Genomic DNA, 20,427 nt, shown 5'->3' on the forward strand with positions numbered 1-20,427 from the left:
TATGAGGTAGATTTGGGCCCCGAGGGGAGGGATTCGCATGCTTCTATATGGTTATTTTCGGTCTTCCGCGGCCTACCGGGTCCGGATTGCCCTCAACCTCAAGGGCCTTGCCTACGACAACCATTTCATCCACCTGCAGAAGAACGACCAGCTCGCTCACGAATACGCGAAGCTGAACCCGCAGAAGCTGGTCCCGGCCCTTGTTGACGACGGGCAGGTCCTCACCCAGTCGCTGGCCATCATCGAATATCTGGATGAGACCCATCCCGAGCCGCCGCTGTTGCCCAAGACGCCGGCCGAAAGGGCCCGGGTGCGCGCGCTCGCCCAGGCCATCGCTTGCGACATCCATCCGATCAACAACCTTCGCGTGCTGCGCTATCTGGTAAAGGATCTGGGGCTGCCAGACGAGAAGAAGGATCAATGGTATCGCCATTGGGTGGAGACGGGCCTGCAGGCTGTGGAAGCCCTGCTGAGCGGCAATCCCGCCACCGGGCGCTTCTGCCATGGCGACAAGCCTACCTTGGCGGACATCTGCCTGGTGCCGCAGGTAGCAAATGCCCGGCGCTTCAACTGCGACCTTTCGGCCTGTCCGACCGTGCTGCGCATCGACGCCGAATGCCAGAAGCTGGAAGCCTTCGCCCAGGCGGCGCCGGGTAAGCAGCCGGATGCGGAATAGGCGGCGGTTCGGCATCGCCTTCGCGGCCGCGGTTTCGGCTTTCTTCGTTGCCCTCGCCACAGGCCAAGCGCAGGAGTCGCGCTTTTTCCGTATCGCCACGGGAGGGCAGAGCGGCACGTATTTTCCTGTGGGCTTGCTGATTGCTCAGGCGATCAGCGATATGCCTGCCGGTCCGAACTGCGCCGAACCGCGCTGCGGAGTGCCCGGGCTGGTCGGTGTCGCGCAGATTTCGAATGGGTCGGTCGCCAATATGGCGGCCTTGCAGGCGCGCGAGGTCGAAGCCGCACTGGTCCAGGCCGACGTCGCCCACTGGGCCTTTGAGGCCAAGGAAATTTACCAGGGCAAGCCGCGGCATGACCGCGTCCGGTTCCTTGCCAACCTTTATCCCGAGGCGATGCATGTGGTGGCCCGCCGGCAATCCGGGATCGATACCCTTGCCGCCCTGAAGGGCCGCAAGGTGGCGCTGGATGAGCCGGGTTCGGGAACGCTCATCCACGCCCGCAATCTGCTGACCGCTTACAGCCTGCGCGAGGCCGATCTGCAGGGCGTTTATGTGAAGGCGGACCTGGCTGTGCCGCAGCTGATCGAGGGACGGCTGGATGCCTTCTTCATGGTTGCCGGCTGGCCAGCCAAACCAGTGCTCGATGCCCTGGCATCCGGTCATGCGCGTCTGTTGCCGATTGACGTCGATCCTGCCGCCGGTCCCCTCAAGTCCAACCCCTTTCTGACCAAGGGCGAAATACCAGCCCATGCATATGCGGGCATTCCCGCTGTGCCGTCGCTGATGGTGGGAGCTCAACTGGTGGCCCGTGCCGATCTGCCCGATGATCTCGTGGAGGCAGTTCTGACAGCGTTATGGAGCGAGCGCGGCCAGTCGATTCTGCGACGCGGTCATCCTCGTGCAGCCGATATCCGTTTCGAAGCGGCGCTGGAGGGCCGCAGTCTTCCGCTACATCCAGGCGCCGACCGCTTTTACCGCGATCGTGGCCTGAGGCCGGATTAAGCGAATGAGCTTCTTCCTCGAAGGCAAACGGATCATGGCAGCGATCATCCTGATCGTCGCCGGTGCAGTCGGCATTGCGCTCTATGTGCAAGATACGCTGACCACTGTTGCGCGCAATCTGCCCGTGACCCTGCTGGATCAGGAGCGGGATGCAGAGATGCTGATCCGCGAAGTCGCGAACCTGGCCTGGGCGGTAGAACTATGGGCTCACGAGCCAACGGAAGCGAGCCGCGACCGGGTCGGGGTTCTGCTTGGAACAGCCCGGATCCGCGCAGATGAACTGCGGGCCAACTACAATCTCGACAACATGGTTGGTGCTGCCGGCATGTACGCAGTCGCCAATCCTGCGCTGCAGGACATCACGCGATGGTTCCTGGAGGGCGTGCCGGGGCAGGCGCGGGACTCGCAGGCGGTAATCTCGCTGATCCTTGGACGGGCACGCGACGCCGAAACCAAGCTGGTCCTGCTGCTGCAGGAATCACGCGCTACCGCCCGCGAGATGCTGCAGACACAAGAGCAGCGGCTGGATCGCTTCGCCGATGGCGTCGGCGTGCTGATCGCCTTTGTGGCCGCCCTGGTGATCGGACTGGTGCTGTTGCTGTTCCGCCAGCGTCAGGTGGTCCAGTTGAAAGAGCAGGCGGAGCTGGCGGCGCTGGCTGCCAAACGTGCTGCCGAAGAAGCAAGCCGTGCGAAATCGGAATTCCTGGCCAATATGAGCCATGAGCTGCGCACACCGCTGAACGCGATCATCGGCTTTTCATCGATCATCAAAAGCGAAATGCTGGGGGCGGTGAATATTCCGCGCTATCGCGAGTATGCTGGCGATATCCATGCCAGCGGCGAGCATCTGCTTGCCATTATCGGTGACATCCTCGATCTGTCGAAAGTGGAGGCCGGCAAGTTCGAACTGGCGGAAGAGGAGTTTGACGCCGAAGAGATCATGCAGGCGGCGGCCCGGCTGGTGCGCGAAAAGACGGTCCAGGCGCAGATCGACTTGCAGATAAGTCCGCCGGTGCGGCGGGTGAATTTGCATGCCGACCGCCGCGCCTTGCTTCAGGTGCTGATCAATCTGCTCAGCAATGCTGTAAAGTTCACCCGGGTGGGCAAAGTAACGCTCTCCGCCGAACTGGCTGACGACGGCAGCTTCATCTACTCGGTGAGCGATACCGGCATCGGCATGACCGCGGCGCAAATCAAGATCGCGCTGCAGCCTTTCGGTCAGATCCATAACGCGCTGACGCGGGCGCAGCCTGGCACGGGGCTGGGGCTGCCGCTCAGCGAGCGTCTGGTGCGGCTGCATGGCGGCCGCCTCTCGCTGCATAGCGTGCCGGGCGAAGGGACGAGGGTCGACATCCGCCTGCCGCCGCAGCGGGTTATCGCGGATGCTCAACCGCCTAGAGTAGAGAGCGCGTCGGGCAACTCGTCGAAGTGATCGATCAGGCGATCCGCGCCCAGCTCATGAGCCGGGATGCGCGTGTAGCCGAAACTGACGGCCACGCAGGGCAGGCCGGCCGCCTTGGCGGCATTCACATCATTGGCGGAATCCCCGACCATCGCAGCCCAATCGACGGAAGCGCCGATGCGCTCCAAAGTGCCATGGATATGGCCGGGATCGGGCTTGCGCACCGGCAAGGTGTCGCCGCCGACGATGGCGGCAAAAAAGCTGCTCAGGCCGAGCTGATCCAGCAGCGAACGGCTGAAATGCTCGTATTTGTTGGTGCAGACCGCCAGCAGATAGCCTCGCTCGGCCAGTTTAGCCAGACAGGTCGCGACGCCCGGGAATGGGCGGCTTTTGTTAGCCAGATTGGCCTCATAGCAGGCGAAGAAATCGGCCATCGCCTTTTCGAAGACCTCGGCGGAAGGCTGGCCGCCGGTCGTCTCGAAGCCGCGCTCGACCATGACCCGGGCTCCATCGCCGACCATCTGCCGGATCGCATCGAGGCCGACCGGCGGGCGGCCAGCGCACTGAAGCGCGTAATCGGTGGCAGCGGCCAGATCAGGCGCGGTATCCACCAGCGTGCCGTCGAGATCGAACAAAATCGCTTTGCGCATCATCGTGTTACAATCTGAAAAACCCTGAAACAGACGGAAAAACCTTTTGATTTCCGCTCTGTACGGAGGCTATGACACAGTCCGCTGCGCCGGGGAAGGCGAATCGCGGTTTTCTGCAAGGATTTTCTGTTTACGGATCAAATATGACGAGCGGCGTGGCAATAGTGGTACTGGCGGCGGGGCAAGGCACGCGCATGAAGTCGCAGCTGCCCAAGGTGCTGCATCCGGTGGCCGGCAAGCCGATGCTGGACCATGTGCTCGATGCCGCTAGGGCGCTGGATCCGGACCGGGTGGTCGTCGTCATCGGCAAGGGGCAGGATGCCGTTGCCGCCGCTGCCGCGCCGGCGGTGACGGTGGTGCAGGATCCGCCGCAGGGCACCGGTGATGCCGTGCGCGCGGCGCTCCCGGCCCTGGAGGGCTTCACCGGCGATGTGCTGGTCGTGTTCGGCGATACGCCGCTGCTGACCTCCGATCTGCTCAAGACGTTGCTGGAGGCGCGCCGAGCGGAGGGCAATCCCGCGGCGGTGATTGCCGGCTTCACGCCTGCCGACCCGGCCGCTTATGGCCGTCTGATCCTGGGCAAGGACGGCGCGCTGGAGAAGATCGTCGAATACAAGAACGCATCCGAGCGCGAGCGTCAGGTCCGGCTATGCAACGGCGGCTTGATGGCACTGGATGGCGTGCGGCTGCCGCAACTCCTGAAGAAACTCAGCAATGCGAATATGCAAGGCGAATATCTGCTCACCGACGTGGTCGAGCATGCCAATGCCGCTGGCTGGACCTGCCGCGTTGTTGAGGTCGATCCCGTTGAGGTGATGGGGATCAACACCCGTGCCGAACTGGCTCAGGCCGAAGCCGCGATGCAGCAGCGGCTGCGTCACCAGGCGATGTTGAGCGGCGTGACAATGGTGGCGCCGGACACCGTATACCTGCGCAGTGACACGACGTTTGGCCGTGATGTCGTGATTGAGCCTTTCGTGGTGTTCGGCCCGAAAGTTTCTGTCGGCGACAATGTGGTGATCCGCAGCCACAGCCATGTCGAAGGCGCCAGCATCGCAGCGGGCGCGACCATCGGGCCGTTCGCCCGGTTGCGGCCAGGCGCGGAGATCGCCGAAGCGGCGCATATCGGTAATTTCGTCGAGATCAAGAATGCGAAGATCGAAGCCGGCGCCAAGGTCAATCACCTGACCTATATCGGCGATGCCCGGGTCGGGGCCAAGGCGAATATCGGTGCAGGCACCATCACCTGCAATTACGACGGCTTTGCCAAGCATTTCACCGATATCGGAGCCGGAGCCTTCATCGGTTCGAACAGCGCGCTGGTTGCGCCGGTCAAGATCGGCGATGGCGCCATTGTTGCGGCCGGAAGCACGATCACGCGCAACGTGCCCGCGGATGCGCTGGGCGTCGCGCGCGGCCGGCAGCAAGATATCGCGGGTTTCGCGTCCCGGTTTCGTGCCAGCCGGACGGCCAAGAAAAACGGCTAAGGAGTAAGCTCATGTGCGGAATTGTCGGCGTCGTCGGCAACCGGGATGTCGTGCCATTGCTGATCGACGGCCTCAAGCGGCTGGAATATCGCGGCTATGACTCCGCAGGTATCGCCACGCTGGGGAAGGATGGCGCAATCGAGCGCCGTCGCGCCGAAGGCAAGATCGCCAGGCTGGAAGAACGTTTGCAGCAGCAGCCATTGCGTGGGCTGATCGGCATCGCCCATACGCGCTGGGCCACCCATGGCGCGCCGAATGAGGCAAATGCCCATCCGCATGCAACCGAGCGCGTGGCGATGGTACATAACGGCATCATCGAGAATTATCGCGAGATCGCCGAGGAACTGCTCGCCAAGGGGCATGTCTTTCAGAGCCAGACCGATACCGAAGTGGCGACGCACCTGATCGATCAATACCTGATCGAGGGCAAGGAGCCGCAGGCAGCGGTACAGGCGGCACTGGCGCGGCTGCATGGCGCCTTTGCGCTTGGCATTCTGTTTCACGGCAAGGAAGACCTGCTGATCGGCGCGCGGCGTGGCGCGCCGCTGGCTGTCGGCTTCGGCAACGGCGAGATGTATCTCGGCTCGGATGCCCTGGCGCTGGCGCCGCTGACCGACCGTATCGCGTATCTGGAGGAGGGCGACTTCGTCGTTCTCGCCCGCTCAGGTGCGCTCTTCTTCGATGCCGAAGGCCGTGCGGTGGAACGCGTCGTGCGCCCCACTGCCATCAGCGGCGCAATGATCGGCAAGGGCAATTACCGCCATTACATGCAGAAGGAGATCTACGAGCAGCCGGCAGTGATGGGCGATACCATTAACACGGTCGTCAGCCCGACCGATCGCCTCGTGCATCTGCCGGATCTCGGCGTCGACCTGGCGCAGATCTCCCGGCTGACCATCGTCGCCTGCGGCACGTCGTATTATTCGGGGCTGGTGGCCAAATACTGGCTTGAACGCTATGCGCGCATCGGCGTCGAGGTCGATATCGCCTCTGAATTCCGGTACCGCGAAGCGCCGGTCGACCCGAAAAGCCTCTCCATCTTCATCTCCCAGTCGGGCGAAACCGCTGATACGCTGGCGGCACTGCGCTATGTGAAGAATAGCGGCGGGCGCACCCTTGCCATCGTCAACGTGCCGGAAAGCAGCATGGCGCGCGAGGCCGACGGTATTCTGCTGACCAAGGCGGGGCCGGAAATCGGTGTCGCGTCCACCAAGGCGTTCACCTGCCAGCTCGTTACCCTGGCAGCCTTCAGCCTGGCAGTCGCCCAGGCGCGCGAGGCTCTGAGCGCCGTCGAGACTGGACGCCTGATGGAAGCCTTGATCGAAGCGCCTTCGCGCGCGGCCGAGGTGCTGAATCACGACGAGTCCCTGCAGGCGCTGGCCGAAAAGATCATGGATGCCCGGGACGTGCTGTATATCGGCCGCGGCCCCTGCTTCCCGCTGGCGCTGGAGGGGGCTTTGAAACTGAAGGAAATCTCCTATATCCACGCCGAGGGCTATGCGGCCGGAGAGCTGAAACATGGCCCTATCGCCCTCATCGACGAGGGGGTACCGGTCATTGTGATCGCCCCCAGCGACAGCTTGTTCGAAAAGACCATTTCGAACATGCAGGAGGTGATGGCGCGCGGCGGCAAGGTGATCTTCATGTCGGATCGCAACGGCTTCAAGCATATCGACAACCGCACCTTCGCCACGGTCGAGCTGCCGCAGGTGGACCCCTTCGTGGCGCCGATCCTTTATGCCATCCCGGTGCAGTTGCTCGCCTATCATGTGGCCGTGCTGAAAGGTACCGACGTGGATCAGCCGCGCAATCTGGCCAAGTCGGTGACCGTCGAGTAAGGGAATTGATATGAGCGCGCTGGAGCGCGGACTTCTGCCATTCAGACTCAGCATCTGCGGCGTAGCCGAACTGCACCAGTTCGCGGGCAGGGTTTCCCACATCCTCGGCATCCTTGATCCTGGGACGCCGGATCCGGTCTACAGTCTCTTTCATCCGAAGGCGGTGTGCAGCAGCTTCCGTTTCTACGACATCGTGATGGAGGAGCCGCGAAAGGTACTGCCCAGCGAGAAGGATGTCGCCGGCATCCTGGAAGTTGGCGACAGCCTGGCCCAAACATCCGTCGAGCACCTGCTGGTGCATTGCTATGCCGGCGTTTCGCGCTCGACGGCCGCTGCCGCCATCCTGATGGCCCAGCGCAATCCCGGCCGCGAAGCCGAGATATTCAATGTGCTGGCCGATATCCGTCCCAAGGCTTGGCCGAATACGGTGATGATCAGCCATGCCGACCGGCTGCTGGGCCGGGGCGGGGCGCTTGTCGAGGCGCTCCGGCAGCACCACATTGCCGTAGCCCGTCGCTTTCCCGAGGTTCGGACCTTGATCTCCAGCGTCGGTCGCGGGCATGAATTGCCTGCAGATTTCGATGAAGGACCGAATCCTCATGAGCCAGTATGACTTCGACCTGTTCGTGATCGGCGGCGGCTCGGGCGGTGTGCGCGCCAGCCGCATTGCTGCCGGCTACGGCGCCCGCGTCGGCGTGGCGGAGGAATACCGCTACGGCGGAACCTGCGTCATCCGCGGCTGCGTGCCGAAGAAGCTGCTGGTCTATGGATCGGAATACGCCCATGCCTTTGAGGATGCCGCTGGCTTCGGCTGGACGGTGCCTAAGCCCACATTCGACTGGGCGACGATGATCGCCAACAAGGACAAGGAAATCGCCCGGCTTGAGAAAATCTATCACGGCCTGTTCGTGAATGCCGGTGCCAAGACTTTCGAGGCGCGTGCGACCTTGAAGGATGCCCATACCGTCGTGATCGAAGGCGGCGAGACGGTAACAGCCGACAAGATCCTGATTGCCACCGGCGGCCATCCGTCCAAACCGGCGGTTCCGGGTGCCGAATTGATGATCACCTCCAATGAAGCCTTCCATCTCACCGAGCTGCCCAAGCGCATAGCCATTCTCGGCGGCGGTTTCATCGCCTGTGAATTCGCCGGGATATTCAACGGCTTTGGCTCCGAAGTGGTTCAGCTTTACCGCGGAGAGCAGATATTGCGCGGCTTCGACCAGGATATCCGCGATCATCTTGCCGCAGAGATGAAGAAGACCGGTGTCGATCTGCGGGTGAAGACCGATGTGACCAAGGTCGAGAAAGGCTCGGGCGGTCTGATCATTCATCTCACCGACGGCACCACGCTGGAGGTGGATTGCGTCATGGCGGCCACCGGCCGTAAGCCGAATACCGATGGGCTGGGACTGGAGGCAGTCGGGGTCAAGACTGACGAAGAAGGCGCCATCGTCGTCGATGCCTACTCGCAGACCAGCGTACCGAACATTTATGCCGTCGGTGATGTGACAAACCGGATGAACCTCACCCCGGTTGCCATCCGCGAGGGCCACGCCTTCGCCGATACGGTCTTTGGCGGCAAGCCACGTGCGGTGGATTACCAGAATGTTCCGGCAGCCGTCTTCAGCCAGCCGACCGTCGGCACGGTGGGATTGAGCGAGGCGGATGCGCGGAAGAAGTACGGCGAGATCGATATCTACCGCACCACCTTCCGTCCCATGAAGGCGACGCTGTCTGGCCGCGACGAAAGGGTGATGATGAAGCTGGTGGTGGATGCCAAGACCGATGCGGTGGTTGGCGTCCACATGGTCGGCCACGAGGCTGGCGAGATCATTCAGGGCATCGCCATTGCACTGAAGGCCGGGGCGAAGAAGGCTCACTTCGACGCCACCATCGGCATCCATCCCACCGCCGCCGAGGAGTTCGTCACCATGCGCGAGAAGGTGCGCGAGCCGGCAAAGGTCTGACATGACCAATCAGCCGCGTACCGATGCCCGGGTTACGCTGATCCTTGGCGGTGCCCGCTCGGGCAAGTCGCGGCTGGCGGAGAATCTGGCCGAGCGCCATGGCGGGCGGCTGGTCTATGTTGCCACCGCCGAACCCTGGGATGATGAGATGCGTGCCCGCATCGCCCAGCACAAGATGCGGCGCGGCGATCGCTGGAGCACCATTGAGGCCCCCTTGGCCGTGGCCGAAGTCTTATTGGCGCTCCCGGAGCAAACCGGCGTCGTTCTGATCGATTGCCTGACCTTGTGGCTGTCCAACCTCATGCACGCCCCTCGCGATGTCGAGCGGGAGCAGGAAGGCCTGCTTGCGGCGCTGTCGGCCACTGCTTGCCCCGTCATTCTGGTTTCCAATGAGGTTGGCCTCGGCATCGTGCCGGAAAACAAGCTGGCACGGGACTTTCGCGACCTTCAGGGGCGGCTGAACCAGCGCGTGGCTGAATTGGCCGATCATGTGATCTTCACAGCGGCGGGACTGCCGCTGGTGCTTAAATGAGCCGGGCTTTGATGTTCCAGGGTACGGGCTCGGATGTCGGCAAATCCGTGCTCTGCGCTGGTGTGATCCGTGCGATGAAGAACCGCGGTCATCGTGTGCTGCCGTTTAAGCCCCAGAATATGTCGAATAACGCTGCTGTGACAGCGGAGGGCGGCGAGATTGGCCGTGCTCAAGCCCTGCAGGCGCGCGCCGCCGGCGTAGCGCCGAGCGTGCACATGAACCCGGTGCTGCTGAAACCGCAGGGCGACCGCACCGCGCAGATCATCGTTCATGGCCATATTCATGACCAGAGCAACGCGCGCGGCTATCTTGGAAAGAAAGCCACATTATGGCCGTTCGTTGCAGAAAGCTTCGAACGCCTCAAGCGTGAAGCCGATTTCATCATTGTGGAAGGCGCCGGCTCACCGGCCGAGGTCAATCTGCGCGCCAACGACATCGCCAATATGGGGTTTGCGACCCGTGCCAATGTGCCGGTGATCCTGGTGGGGGATATCGAACGGGGTGGCGTAATTGCAAGCCTGGTTGGCACTCACGTGCTGCTGGAGCCTGAGGAAAAGGCGCTGATCGCCGGTTATGTGATCAACAAGTTCCGTGGCGACGTGAGCCTGTTCGACGAAGGCCTGCGCATCATCACCCAGCGTACCGGGTGGAAAAGCTTAGGCGTGTTGCCGTACCTGCCGATGGTATCACGCCTGCCGGCAGAAGATGCTCTGGCGCTGGACAAAACAGCGCAGCGTGACGGCACCATTGTCATTGCCGTGCCGCGTCTGCAGCATATTGCCAATTTCGATGACTTCGATCCGCTGCGGCAGCATCCGGAGGTGAAACTCGTTTTCGTCCAGCCCGGCCAGCCGCTGCCCGCCGATGCTACCTTGGTCATCCTGCCGGGCACCAAGGCAACGATCGCCGATCTTAAATTCTTCCGCGCGCAGGGTTGGGATATCGATCTCACCGCGCATATGCGGCGAGGGGGGCGCGTTCTTGGGATCTGCGGCGGATACCAGATGCTTGGGCGCAGCATAGCCGATCCGCATGGCATAGAGGGTGAGGCGGAGGCTATTGGCGCTCTCGGCCTGCTCGACGTCGAAACCGTGCTGACCCGGGAGAAGACCCTGGTCGAGACGCATGGTTTTGAGCGTTTCACAGGCGAGGAAGTGCGCGGCTATGAAATGCATATCGGCGTCACATCCGGGACGGATGCGACCCGGCCGATGTTGCGGTTGGCAGGTAGGCACGACGGCGCGGTTTCCGATGACGGCCGTGTTGCCGGCTGTTATCTTCATGGCTTGTTTGCCAGCGATGCCTTCCGGCAAGCTTACCTGTCGCTACTGGCAGGCCGCGCGGTGGGGGTGGAGAATTACGAGGCCGGTGTGGAACAGGCCCTGGACGACTTAGCCGAAGCCATCGAAACGCATCTCGATCTCGACACAATCATAGCGGCAGCGCGATAGCCCCCAGAAGCGCGGCAATTCCCAAAATCAGGCAGGCTAGCTTGTACAAGGCCAATGCTTTGCGGATGTCTTCCGCATTGGCTTCGGCGCGACCATCACCCATCCAGGCGTCATCCACCCAGCTTTCGCCATAGCGCCGCGGTCCCGCCAGCCGCAGTCCGAGCGCACCGGCCATGGCCGCTTCCGGCCAGCCGGCATTCGGCGAGCGGTGTCGGCCGGCATCGCGCTCAACCGCAGCGAAAGCGCATAAAGCCGAAGCTCCTTTGGTAAGCCTAGAGGCAATGATCAGCAGCAGGGCGCTCAGCCGGGAGGCAGGGAGATTGACAAGGTCATCCAGCCGTGCCGCCGCCCAGCCATAGGCCCGGTATTTGTCCGACTTGTGGCCGATCATGCTGTCGGCCGTGTTGATCGCCTTGTACAGTGCGATGCCCGGCAGGCCGCCGATTGCCAGCCAGAAGGCCGGCGCCACGACGCCGTCTGAGAAATTCTCGGCCAGGCTTTCGATTGCTGCCCGGCTGACGCCATGTTCGTCCAGGCTTTCCGGATCGCGGCCGACAATCATCGCCACCGCTTCGCGTCCTCCGGAGAGGCCATCCTGTTCCAATCCTTTCGCGACCTCAGCCACATGGCGGTACAAGCTGCGCTGTGCGATCAGGCTGGCCCCCAGCAATGCTTCCAGCACCCAGCCATAGGGCAGGCCGCGCAGCATGGCGCTGATGATCCAGGCAGCGATGCCTACCAGCGCAAGCAGAAACAGCAGGGCGACAATCCCAGCGAGGCGACGCCGCGCATTACGCCAAGCCGGGCGGTTCAGCACATGCTCCAGCAGGCTGATGGCCATGCCAAACCAGACGACCGGATGCCGGATCGCACGATAAAGCGCATCCGGATAACCGATCACCGCATCCACACTGAGTGCGATGACGAGAAGCCAAAGGTTGATCGCCGTGTCAGTCACCGTAAGATCGCCGTAGTTTCATTCTTGAGGGCACCATGGGCGAGGCGGAGCGGGGTCGTCAACAGGCGCCGGTTCACGGCGGCGATCTAAGCGCTCTCCGTGCCGTGCCCGGCGCTTATGCCGGTGCATGGCTTGATCTCAGTACCGGGATCAATCCGCTATCCTATCCATTGGCGCCGATTCCGGATGATGCATGGCGGCGTCTGCCGGTTGCAGCCGACATCGAGGCCTTGTTGGCGGCAGCGCGTGAGGCATACGGCTGTCCGGATGACAGCGAAGTGGTTGCGGCACCCGGAACACAGGCGGCCATCCAATGGCTGCCACGCTTGTTTTCGCCAAAGCGCGTGGCCGTTCTGGGACCGACCTATGCCGAGCATGCCTATGTCTGGAGGCAGGCCGGCCATGAGGTTGCGGAGCTTTCAGTTCTTCCGGACAATCTTGATGGCATCGAGATTCTGATTGCGGTCAACCCGAATAATCCGGATGGCCGCATCATTGACAAAAACGTGTTGCGCCGTAGGCGCGAAGAGCTTGTGGCGCGCGAGGGATGTCTGATCCTCGACGAGGCCTTCGCCGATGTGGCGCCGGAAATTTCCATGGCTGACGAAGCAGGCAAGCCAGGACTTATCATCCTGCGTTCTTTCGGCAAGTTCTTCGGCCTTGCCGGGATCAGGCTCGGTTTCGTGCTGGGTGATCCGCGCCTGGTGCATGCCCTGCGTCAGGCGCTTGGTCCCTGGGCGGTGGCGGGCCCGGCAGCAGTCATTGGCGCCGCGGCGCTGCGTGATGCCGACTGGCAATCGCAGATGCGCGCACAACTGGGACAACGTCAACGGAAGCTGGATGCGGTTTTGCAAGAACATGGCATTCCAGTGATCGGCGGAACCAGTCTTTTCCGGCTGGCCGAGGTCGCTAATGCGGCGGCGTTTGCGGCCGCGCTGCGCCGGCAGGGAATTCATGTTCGCATTTTCGAAGCACAGCCACGATGGATGCGCTTTGGCTTGCCGGGTGATGAGGCGGAGTTCCGGCGGCGCCTTGGCGTGGTATTGCAGGAATACCCGATTCAGCGCTGATCGCGCATCAGCGCCTGCTTCTGCAGCAGGCTGGCCATGATCACAACCGCGCTGACCACTACGAGCAAAATAGTGGAGATCGCGTTGATCTCCGGCGAGACGCCTAACCGCACAGCCGAGTAGACGCGTACCGGCAGAGTGGTGGCGCCGGGGCCATTGACGAAAGAGGCGACCACCACATCGTCCAGCGACAAGGTGAAGGCCAGCAGCCAGCCGGCGACCAAGGCAGGGGCGAGGCTTGGTACGGTGACCAGCAGAAAGGCCTGGACCGGTCCGGCACCGAGATCGCGGGCGGCAGCTTCAAGGTTGGGATCGAGGCTGACGAGTTTGGATTGCACGATCACCAGGACGAAGGCTGCACCGAAGGTGGCATGCGCAAGCGCAACCGTCAGCAGGCCGCGTTCGATGCCGAGCGAGACGAACAGCATTAGCGTGCTGACGCCCAGAATCACCTCCGGGAGCACCATCGGCGCCAGCATGAATCCGCCAATGGCCTGGCGGCCCGGGAACCGTCCGAGCCGCGTCAGCACAAGTGCGCCCAAGGTACCGAGCAGGGTGGCTATGGTCGCCGCCGTGGTCGCGATCTTCAGCGAATTGAGCGCCGCTTCCAGATAGGCGGAATTGGAGAACAGAACGCCATACCAGTGCAGCGAGAAGCCTCCCCAGACGGTAACCAGCTTGGAGGCGTTGAACGAGAAGATCACCACCAGCAGGATCGGCAGGTAAAGGAAGGCCAGCCCGAAGGTCAGCGCTGTGATATGGATGCTGCCAAGCCGCTTCATTTTTTCATCCCTGGCCGGCTGCCCAGCTCCAGGCGCTGTAAAATAAGGGCAGGTGCCAGAAGAAGGATGGTGAGGATGACGGCAAGCGCGCTGGCCATGGTCCAGTCACGGTTGGAGAAGAACTCCGACCACAGCGCCTGTCCCAGCATGATCGTGGCCGAGCCGCCGAGCAGATCGGGAATGACGAATTCGCCCACGGTCGGAATGAATACCATCAGGCCTGCCGCGAGGATGCCAGAGCGCGCCAGCGGCACAGTGACCAGCCAGAAAGCAGCGATGGGCGAGGCACCGAGATCGACGGCGGCTTCCGTCAGGCGTGGAGACTGTCCGATCAGGCTGGCATAGATCGGCAGGATGGCGAAAGGCAGATAAGTGTAGGTCATGCCAATGACCACGCCAAAGCCTGTATTGATCATCACCAGCGGCTCATCGATCAAACCAAGCCCCATCAGGGCTGCATTGATCAAGCCTTCAGGCTTCAGCAAAGCGATCCAGGCATAGACGCGGATCAGGAACGAGGTCCAGAAGGGCAGGATGATCAGCGTAAGCAGCAGCGGCTGCCAGCGCGGCGCAGCGCAGGAGACCGCGCGCGCAATTGCCAGCCCGAGCGCAAGGCAGCACAAGGTTGCGATGCCGGCATAAAGCAGGCTGTTGCCGAGCGCGCGGATATACAGGGGATCACTGAAGATCAGGGTGTAATTGGCCAGATGCGCTTTCAGGACCAGACCGTATTCGCCGGCCTCGAAGAGTGGCGTATAGGGCGGCTGCGCCAATTGTGGCTCGGCGAAGCTGATCTTCAGGATCAAGGCCGCCGGGATCGCGACGAACAGAAGCGTCCACAACGCGGGCAGGGCGATGAGGGCGAGGCTGCGATAAATCATGGCGCGCTACGCATCGGCCAGCGGCACCAGGGCATCGGCTTCCCAGGTCAGCCACACGGTCTCGTCCAGTTCGATCAGCGGCTCGTGCAATGCGTTCAATTGCGAGGCCTTGACGATCTGGTTGTCGCTCAACCGTACCTCGATGGTCGTCATGTCGCCGATATAATCGATGTCGATCACGGTGCCTGACGCTGTATTCGGCCCTTTGGGCAACGGGTCCCGTGACACTTCAATCTGTTCCAGACGCAACCCTAGCAACTGGTAGCTGTCGGCGGGGCGAGGGATGCCGTCTGCACGGAATTGCAGCTCGAGCTCGCCGCATCGCGCATGCACCATGTCTTCCGCTTCCTCCACCACGATGCTCTCGAAGAGGTTGGCATCGGCCATCAAGGTGGCGACGAAGCGGTCGACGGGACGGTCGTAGATACGGCGCGGATGGTCCACCTGCCGCAAGCGGCCCGCCTGCATGACGGCAATGCGGTCGGCCAGCGCCATGGCTTCATCGTTATCATGCGTGACGAAAACGAAGGCGATGCCGGTTTGCCGGTTCAGCTTGCGCAATTCGGCCTGGGTCTGTTGCCGCAACCTTTTGTCCAGGGCGCCAAGCGGCTCGTCGAGCAGCAAAAGCCGCGGCCGTTTCACCAGTGCGCGGGCTAAGGCCACACGCTGCTGCTGACCGCCGGAAAGCTGGTGCGGTTTGCGGTTGCCATAGTTGCCGATCTCCAGCATCGCCATGGCTTCGTCGACGCGGCGGGCAATCTCGGCACTGGCCATGCCTTCACGCCGCAGGCCGAAGGCGATGTTGTCCCTCACACTCAGATGCGGAAACAGCGCATAAGACTGGAACATCATATTGATCGGCCGCTTATGAGGCGGCAGGCGCGTGATGTCCTGATTGTCGAGCAGGATCTTTCCTTCGTCCGGCATTTCTAGGCCGGCGATCATGCGCAGCAGCGTGGACTTGCCGCAGCCGGACGGGCCGAGGAGGACGAGGGATTCGCCCTCCTCGACCTCCAGGTCAAGATTATCGACCGCCGTTTCGTCGCCGTAATACTTGCTGACGCCCTGGATGTTGAGCAGAGGCATGCTCAGCCGCCGCCTTTAACACGCGTCCAGGCGCGGGTCAGGATACGCTGCTCCGCCTGGTTATAGGGCTGAACGGTATAGAGGTTCTTGATCGCCTCTGCCGGCGGGAAGACGTCCTTGTCGGCCATGGCTTCCTGATCGATGAAGGGCATCGAGGCCGGCACGGCGTTCGGATACTGCACGGCGTTGGTGATTTTGGCGATCACCTTGGGGTCGAGAATGTAGTTGATGAAGGCATGGGCATTGTCCACATTCGGCGCGTCGGCGGGGATTGCCATCACGTCGAACCATTGCTGCGCGCCTTCCTTGGGTAGCAGATACTGCACGCGGACGCCTTTCTGCGCCTCCTCGGCGCGGGTGCGCGCCTGCAAAATGTCGCCCGAGAAGCCATAGGCCAGGCAGGCATCGCCATTGGCAAGGTCATTGATGTATTGCGAGGAATGGAATTTTCGGATGTAAGGACGCACCTTCATCAGCACTTCCTCGGCCTTGGCAATGCTGGCGGCATCCTTGGAGTTCGGATCGAGGCCGAGATATTTCATCGCGGCCACCATGATCTCGTCCGGCGCGTCCAGCAGCACAACGCCGCAATCGGCAAATTTCGACACCACTTCGGGATCGAAGAGCATGCGCAGGCTGTAGGCCGGCGGATTTGGCATGCGCTGCTTGATCTTGTCGGGGTTCAGGCCGATGCCGCTGGTTCCCCACAGATAGATCACGGCATGCTTGTTCTCGGGATCGTATTTCGCCAGGCGCTCCATCTGCGCCGGATCGAGGTTCTTCAGGTTCGGGATTTTGTCCTTATCGAGCGGCCGCAGTAATTTGGCCTGCACCTGGCGCGCCATGTAGTACTGCGTTGGCACCACCACGTCATAACCGGTCTTGCCAGCCAGCAGCTTGGATTCCAGCGTGTCGTTGGAATCATAGACGTCGTATCGTACCTTGATGCCGGTCTGCTTCTCGAAATCCTTCAGGACTTCGGCGTCGATATAGTCTGACCAGTTGTAGACATTGACAACTTTCTCCTGCGCAGCCGCATGGGGGGCGAAGGGCAGGGCAGCGGTGGCCAGAAGTGCGGTAAGCAGGGCGGCTAGACGCATGGCGACGGATTCCCTCGTTCAGTGAGAGTCGAATTATGACAACGGGGTTCGCTCTCAGCAATGGCAGGGGCGGATGTTAGCCTAGGAGGCTTACGGCTGTCCCCACCTTGTCCCTAACCCTTCATGGCTCTGTCGCCGAATCGCGATGCAGTCGGAATGGGGCGATTCGGCCGGCTTGCTGGGAAAGGGCAGTTCAAACTATGCGCATTTTGATCGTTTCTGATGCATGGCATCTCCAAGACGATGATCTGCGCGAGGTGCTGGAGCGGCGGGGCATGTCGCCGAGTGATTGGACCGGAGCGGTTCCGATGGCAGCCAGCCCGGCCTGTCCCGAAATCCGACCGGTGGCGCTGCATTATTCCAGGGACACCTGCAGGCGCAGGCCGCCGAGTAGCGCAGGAAGACGTATGGCTTGATGCAAAGCCCTGTCGGCAGGTAGCTTCCTTCCCAGATCAGAAGACTGGCTCAGTCACAAGGGAGACGCCTCGGATGGGTATTGAGATTCTGCAGACTACGCCATTGCCTCCGGCGGTAGAAGAAATTCTGCAGCGCGATTACCAGGTCCATCGGCTATGGCAGGCGCCGGATCGCGGCGCCCTGCTGGGCGAGGTTGCCGGTCGTGTACGAGGCCTTGTTACTTCGGGCAGTGTCGGCGCCGACCGCAGCCTGATCGAGGCCCTCCCCAAGCTGGAGATCATTTCCTCCTTTGGTGTCGGTTATGATCCCATCGACATCGACTGCGCGAAGGAGCGGGGCGTGATCGTTACCAACACGCCCGACGTGCTGACCGACGATGTCGCCGATATCGCGATGGTGTTGCTGCTCAGTGTCATGCGCCGCATTCCGCAGGGCGACCAATTCGTCCGTCAGGGGCTATGGGCCCGGGGCAAGTTCCCGCTGACCGACAAGATGGGCGGGAAGGTTATGGGAATCGTCGGTCTGGGCCGGATCGGCCAGGCCATCGCGCGCCGGGCCGAGCCATTCGGCATCGAGATCCGCTATTTCGGTCCGCGTCGCAAGGACAGCGTGCCCTACCGTTATTACGACAACCTCGTCGCCATGGCGAAGGATGTCGACATCCTGATGATCGCCTGCCCGGGCGGCAAGGAGACAGCCGGGATTGTGAATGCTGCAGTGATCGAGGCGCTGGGGCCGAAAGGCTATATCGTCAATATCGCCCGCGGCAGCGTGGTTGATGAGCCGGCGATGGTGAAAGCGCTGGTCGAGAAGAAGATTGCCGGCGCCGGCCTGGACGTCTTCGCCAATGAGCCCCATGTGCCGCAGGAGTTGCTGACGCTGGACAATGTCGCGCTGGCGCCGCATGTCGGCAGTGCCACTCATGAGACGCGGCGGGCGATGGGCGAGCTTGTGCTGAAGAACCTTGCAGCCCATTTCGCGGGCCAGCCGGTGCTGACCCGGGTGGTGTAATTACCAGGAGCTGTCGGTACCGCTGCCCCAGCGGCTGCGGGTCCGCATCATCAGGTCGCGCAGCGCCTCGAACGCCATCATCTTCACGGCGTGATCGGTAATCCGGCGCTGCTCGGCCAGATGGTCGGCAACCGGCGAGGAGCGCCCAGCCGGAGCAGTGCCGGCTGCCACGGCATCGAGGCCAGCGGCATTGTTTTCCAGCTTGCGCTCAAAATAGCCGTAGATGTCGCCCACGCTGCGGGGCTGGCCATCGGCCGTGTAGAAGACGTTGCGATTGGCCGCCGCAGCTTCGGGCAGAAGGGCGGCGGCATTTTGCGCGGGATTCTCTTTCAGCGCCGTCAGGAACTTGCTGGCGCCGGCCGGACCAAGGAAATGGCCCAGATAGAGGTCCACCTTTCCGACCTCGACGCCGACTTCACGTGACAGAATCTGCTGGTTGCTGCGGGCATATTCGGCCGCCATAGCCGAGGCGATGCGGGGATCGTCGCGCAGTGCGAGAATTTCGCGCCGGGCAGAGGCATTCATGACGCGAGGGCGGCCGTCGCTGCCGGTATCGATCTGCTGGGCCTGGGCGGCCAGACCGTATTTCGCGCCATGGTCGCGCACCATTTCCAGCCAGGTGCTTTCGATGAACTGGAACAGGCCGCGGGCGGAACTCGTCTTGGCCTGGGCATCGGCCTTGAAGCCGCTTTCCTGGCCGGCCTGAGAAACCAGATAGGCGAAATCCACGCCGGTCCGCTGGCTGGCCTGGCGCAGCGTGGCGAGGAGTTCGTAACTCACCTTATGCCCGCCGATGCGGTAGCTGTCGACGACCTTCAGGCCGGAGGCGGAGGGTGGTGTAATCGGGGCCATCTGCCAATCACGTAATCTGGACCAGCCTTATCCATAAAGCTTATGGCGCAAAGATTCCGTTAACGCCAAGGCGAGCCGGATATCCCCTTGTTTTGCCAAGGATTTCGAGGCAAACAGAGAGAGGGCAGACAGGGGGGAGAAGGTGGCGGATTTCGCCTCTTTGATAGAGGGCGCGCAAATCGACTGGGTAGAGGACGGGCCTTGGCTTGCGCTGCTGCTGATGCTGGTCAGCGGCATCGTCCTGCCAGCGCTGCTTTACAGCCTGTTTGACCGCTGGGCAGCCCGGCGGCTGAAAGTGGACACCGTCGCACTGGCGACCCGGTATGGCGGCTTCATGAACTCCTGGGCCGTGTTCGGCCGTCACGCCACCGAATATCGCGACCTGCGCCCGCTTTTTCCCAATGCCCAGGCGGCCGAACTGGCGCGGTTCGAGGACGGTACGGCGACTATCGCAGCGCGGTTCAGCAGTCAACAAGCCGCCGAGCAGGCCGCGGAGCAGCGCTTTGCAAGCTTCGCTGCTGCCGGGGTCGAATATGCCGATGCCGGCATCAGCTTTCAGACAGCAAGCAGGCCCGGTACCTACGCGCGCGGCCAATGGCTGGTGATCGGCGACAGCCTGTTTGCCTTCTATGCGCCGAATTCGGCTCTGCTGGCCAAGCGGCGCCGAGCGACGCCCGCATTGCGCGCCAGCCGTTTCCCCGGGCCTTTACGGTTGCTGCATAGCCGGGCCGGCCATGGCGTGGTCGTCGCGCTGTGGGTTGTGGGCCACTTGATCATAGCAGCCCTGATGCTGGAGCGGACGGCGTGGCAACCCGGTGAAGGGACGCCGGTCGCCGAGGACGAGTTGCGCCGCCGCCTGACATTGCTGGAGCAGCATCGCGATCGCGTCCGTGCCGTAGCAGTTACGGATCGGGATCGCTTCATGCTGGCGGGCAATCCGCTCGATCTGCGCCGCGGGGACTTCGATCAGCTGGCTGGCCGCACCTGGATCACGGGCATGACCTTGGATTTCGATTCCGGACGCAACGCCGTCAATGCCTTGCTGCTGGTCGGTCAGGTAGGCGAGCCACCTCAGGCCGGGGCTGCGCCGGCACTACCGGAATATTGGCGCAACAATCCGTTTCTGATCGAAAGCGACGATCCTCTGCTGACCGCCGTGCGCGATACCGTACTCACCGGCGGCTGGGGGTGGCAGCCGCAAGTCTTGCCGCGTCTCAGTTTGCCGGAAGCATGGTCTAGCCCGGAACGCTGACTTATAGTT

At 62.4% G+C, this 20,427-nt stretch carries 19 protein-coding genes; 12 read left to right on the forward strand and 7 right to left on the reverse strand.

Going from position 1 to position 20,427, the window contains the following annotated elements; genetic code table 11:
• Nucleotides 1–37: 37 nt before the first annotated feature.
• Genes maiA through Q0603_RS01295 form a run of 3 tightly spaced genes read left to right on the forward strand, consistent with a single transcriptional unit; the run spans nt 38 to nt 3,111 of the window.
• On the forward strand, nt 38–676 hold the full coding sequence (gene maiA, locus Q0603_RS01285) for a maleylacetoacetate isomerase (RefSeq protein WP_298720869.1): 639 nt from the start codon (nt 38–40) through the stop codon (nt 674–676).
• Nucleotides 666–1,679, forward strand: coding sequence for a TAXI family TRAP transporter solute-binding subunit (locus tag Q0603_RS01290; RefSeq protein ID WP_298720872.1), 1,014 nt, complete (start codon nt 666–668; stop codon nt 1,677–1,679). The genes maiA and Q0603_RS01290 overlap by 11 nt, the downstream gene beginning before the upstream one ends.
• A gap of 4 nt (nt 1,680–1,683) precedes the next feature.
• Nucleotides 1,684–3,111 carry a HAMP domain-containing sensor histidine kinase gene (locus Q0603_RS01295; protein ID WP_298720875.1) on the forward strand — a complete coding sequence of 476 codons (1,428 nt, stop codon included), beginning with the start codon at nt 1,684–1,686 and terminating at the stop codon, nt 3,109–3,111.
• On the opposite strand, the gene gph is transcribed toward Q0603_RS01295, so the two are convergent.
• Nucleotides 3,066–3,734 (reverse strand): phosphoglycolate phosphatase, encoded by a 669-nt coding sequence (gene gph, locus Q0603_RS01300; RefSeq protein WP_298720878.1) that lies wholly within the window; start codon nt 3,732–3,734, stop codon nt 3,066–3,068. The two genes, Q0603_RS01295 and gph, sit on opposite strands and share 46 nt — an antisense overlap.
• A gap of 140 nt (nt 3,735–3,874) precedes the next feature.
• Here gph and glmU point away from each other — a divergent pair, with 140 nt between their 5' ends.
• From glmU to Q0603_RS01330, 6 genes are read left to right on the forward strand one after another with little or no spacing between them, the layout of a single operon-like run.
• Nucleotides 3,875–5,218 carry a bifunctional UDP-N-acetylglucosamine diphosphorylase/glucosamine-1-phosphate N-acetyltransferase GlmU gene (gene glmU, locus Q0603_RS01305; protein ID WP_298720881.1) on the forward strand — a complete coding sequence of 448 codons (1,344 nt, stop codon included), beginning with the start codon at nt 3,875–3,877 and terminating at the stop codon, nt 5,216–5,218.
• Nucleotides 5,219–5,229: 11 nt separating this feature from the next.
• Nucleotides 5,230–7,056, forward strand: coding sequence for a glutamine--fructose-6-phosphate transaminase (isomerizing) (glmS, locus tag Q0603_RS01310; RefSeq protein WP_298720886.1), 1,827 nt, complete (start codon nt 5,230–5,232; stop codon nt 7,054–7,056).
• Nucleotides 7,057–7,066: 10 nt separating this feature from the next.
• A complete protein-coding gene (locus Q0603_RS01315; protein WP_298720889.1) occupies nt 7,067–7,669 on the forward strand; it encodes a protein-tyrosine-phosphatase in 603 nt (200 codons plus the stop codon).
• Nucleotides 7,656–9,026: a glutathione-disulfide reductase gene (gene gor, locus Q0603_RS01320; RefSeq protein ID WP_298721440.1), complete on the forward strand. Its 1,371-nt coding sequence runs from the start codon at nt 7,656–7,658 to the stop codon at nt 9,024–9,026. Before Q0603_RS01315 ends, gor begins: the two co-directional genes overlap by 14 nt.
• 1 nt (nt 9,027) lies before the next feature.
• Nucleotides 9,028–9,558 (forward strand): bifunctional adenosylcobinamide kinase/adenosylcobinamide-phosphate guanylyltransferase, encoded by a 531-nt coding sequence (gene cobU / locus Q0603_RS01325; RefSeq protein WP_298720891.1) that lies wholly within the window; start codon nt 9,028–9,030, stop codon nt 9,556–9,558.
• Nucleotides 9,555–11,009, forward strand: a complete 1,455-nt coding sequence (locus tag Q0603_RS01330) for a cobyric acid synthase (protein ID WP_298720894.1) — start codon at nt 9,555–9,557, stop codon at nt 11,007–11,009. The genes cobU and Q0603_RS01330 overlap by 4 nt, the downstream gene beginning before the upstream one ends.
• Here Q0603_RS01330 and cbiB read toward each other — a convergent pair.
• Entirely contained in the window at nt 10,990–11,967 is a 978-nt protein-coding gene (gene cbiB, locus Q0603_RS01335) for an adenosylcobinamide-phosphate synthase CbiB (protein ID WP_298720897.1), read from the reverse strand. The two genes, Q0603_RS01330 and cbiB, sit on opposite strands and share 20 nt — an antisense overlap.
• A 35-nt stretch (nt 11,968–12,002) precedes the next feature.
• Here cbiB and cobD point away from each other — a divergent pair, with 35 nt between their 5' ends.
• Nucleotides 12,003–13,037, forward strand: a complete 1,035-nt coding sequence (gene cobD, locus Q0603_RS01340) for a threonine-phosphate decarboxylase CobD (protein WP_298720900.1) — start codon at nt 12,003–12,005, stop codon at nt 13,035–13,037.
• On the opposite strand, the gene Q0603_RS01345 is transcribed toward cobD, so the two are convergent.
• The 4 genes from Q0603_RS01345 to Q0603_RS01360 are packed head-to-tail and all read right to left on the reverse strand — an operon-like array spanning nt 13,028 to nt 16,886.
• Nucleotides 13,028–13,819, reverse strand: a complete 792-nt coding sequence (locus tag Q0603_RS01345) for an ABC transporter permease subunit (RefSeq protein ID WP_298720903.1) — start codon at nt 13,817–13,819, stop codon at nt 13,028–13,030. The genes cobD and Q0603_RS01345 overlap by 10 nt on opposite strands.
• Nucleotides 13,816–14,700: an ABC transporter permease subunit gene (locus Q0603_RS01350; RefSeq protein WP_298720906.1), complete on the reverse strand. Its 885-nt coding sequence runs from the start codon at nt 14,698–14,700 to the stop codon at nt 13,816–13,818. The genes Q0603_RS01345 and Q0603_RS01350 overlap by 4 nt, the downstream gene beginning before the upstream one ends.
• Nucleotides 14,701–14,706: 6 nt before the next feature.
• Nucleotides 14,707–15,786, reverse strand: coding sequence for an ABC transporter ATP-binding protein (locus Q0603_RS01355; RefSeq protein ID WP_298720909.1), 1,080 nt, complete (start codon nt 15,784–15,786; stop codon nt 14,707–14,709).
• Nucleotides 15,787–15,788: 2 nt separating this feature from the next.
• Complete coding sequence (locus Q0603_RS01360; RefSeq protein ID WP_298720912.1) at nt 15,789–16,886, reverse strand: polyamine ABC transporter substrate-binding protein; 1,098 nt, start codon at nt 16,884–16,886, stop codon at nt 15,789–15,791.
• Between the two features lie 489 nt (nt 16,887–17,375).
• On the opposite strand from Q0603_RS01360, the gene Q0603_RS01365 reads away from it, so the two are divergent.
• Nucleotides 17,376–18,314: a 2-hydroxyacid dehydrogenase gene (locus Q0603_RS01365; RefSeq protein ID WP_298720915.1), complete on the forward strand. Its 939-nt coding sequence runs from the start codon at nt 17,376–17,378 to the stop codon at nt 18,312–18,314.
• On the opposite strand, the gene Q0603_RS01370 is transcribed toward Q0603_RS01365, so the two are convergent.
• Nucleotides 18,315–19,166, reverse strand: coding sequence for a transglycosylase SLT domain-containing protein (locus tag Q0603_RS01370; RefSeq protein ID WP_298720918.1), 852 nt, complete (start codon nt 19,164–19,166; stop codon nt 18,315–18,317).
• A gap of 142 nt (nt 19,167–19,308) precedes the next feature.
• On the opposite strand from Q0603_RS01370, the gene Q0603_RS01375 reads away from it, so the two are divergent.
• A complete protein-coding gene (locus Q0603_RS01375) occupies nt 19,309–20,418 on the forward strand; it encodes a hypothetical protein (RefSeq protein ID WP_298720921.1) in 1,110 nt (369 codons plus the stop codon).
• The last annotated feature ends 9 nt before the right edge of the window (nt 20,419–20,427 follow it).

The organism is uncultured Ferrovibrio sp. (genome assembly GCF_937960835.1).
In the GTDB taxonomy this organism is placed as follows: Bacteria; Pseudomonadota; Alphaproteobacteria; order Ferrovibrionales; family Ferrovibrionaceae; genus Ferrovibrio.

What these genes read in the sequence shown, in the direction of transcription:
- maiA (WP_298720869.1), top strand. Translation starts at nt 38, where the DNA reads ATGCTTCTATATGGTTATTTTCGGTCTTCCGCGGCCTACCGGGTCCGG.
- Q0603_RS01290 (WP_298720872.1), top strand. Translation starts at nt 666, where the DNA reads ATGCGGAATAGGCGGCGGTTCGGCATCGCCTTCGCGGCCGCGGTTTCG.
- Q0603_RS01295 (WP_298720875.1), top strand. Translation starts at nt 1,684, where the DNA reads ATGAGCTTCTTCCTCGAAGGCAAACGGATCATGGCAGCGATCATCCTG.
- gph (WP_298720878.1), bottom strand. Translation starts at nt 3,734, where the DNA reads ATGATGCGCAAAGCGATTTTGTTCGATCTCGACGGCACGCTGGTGGAT.
- glmU (WP_298720881.1), top strand. Translation starts at nt 3,875, where the DNA reads ATGACGAGCGGCGTGGCAATAGTGGTACTGGCGGCGGGGCAAGGCACG.
- glmS (WP_298720886.1), top strand. Translation starts at nt 5,230, where the DNA reads ATGTGCGGAATTGTCGGCGTCGTCGGCAACCGGGATGTCGTGCCATTG.
- Q0603_RS01315 (WP_298720889.1), top strand. Translation starts at nt 7,067, where the DNA reads ATGAGCGCGCTGGAGCGCGGACTTCTGCCATTCAGACTCAGCATCTGC.
- gor (WP_298721440.1), top strand. Translation starts at nt 7,656, where the DNA reads ATGAGCCAGTATGACTTCGACCTGTTCGTGATCGGCGGCGGCTCGGGC.
- cobU (WP_298720891.1), top strand. Translation starts at nt 9,028, where the DNA reads ATGACCAATCAGCCGCGTACCGATGCCCGGGTTACGCTGATCCTTGGC.
- Q0603_RS01330 (WP_298720894.1), top strand. Translation starts at nt 9,555, where the DNA reads ATGAGCCGGGCTTTGATGTTCCAGGGTACGGGCTCGGATGTCGGCAAA.
- cobD (WP_298720900.1), top strand. Translation starts at nt 12,003, where the DNA reads ATGGGCGAGGCGGAGCGGGGTCGTCAACAGGCGCCGGTTCACGGCGGC.
- Q0603_RS01345 (WP_298720903.1), bottom strand. Translation starts at nt 13,819, where the DNA reads ATGAAGCGGCTTGGCAGCATCCATATCACAGCGCTGACCTTCGGGCTG.
- Q0603_RS01350 (WP_298720906.1), bottom strand. Translation starts at nt 14,700, where the DNA reads ATGATTTATCGCAGCCTCGCCCTCATCGCCCTGCCCGCGTTGTGGACG.
- Q0603_RS01355 (WP_298720909.1), bottom strand. Translation starts at nt 15,786, where the DNA reads ATGCCTCTGCTCAACATCCAGGGCGTCAGCAAGTATTACGGCGACGAA.
- Q0603_RS01360 (WP_298720912.1), bottom strand. Translation starts at nt 16,886, where the DNA reads ATGCGTCTAGCCGCCCTGCTTACCGCACTTCTGGCCACCGCTGCCCTG.
- Q0603_RS01365 (WP_298720915.1), top strand. Translation starts at nt 17,376, where the DNA reads ATGGGTATTGAGATTCTGCAGACTACGCCATTGCCTCCGGCGGTAGAA.
- Q0603_RS01370 (WP_298720918.1), bottom strand. Translation starts at nt 19,166, where the DNA reads ATGGCCCCGATTACACCACCCTCCGCCTCCGGCCTGAAGGTCGTCGAC.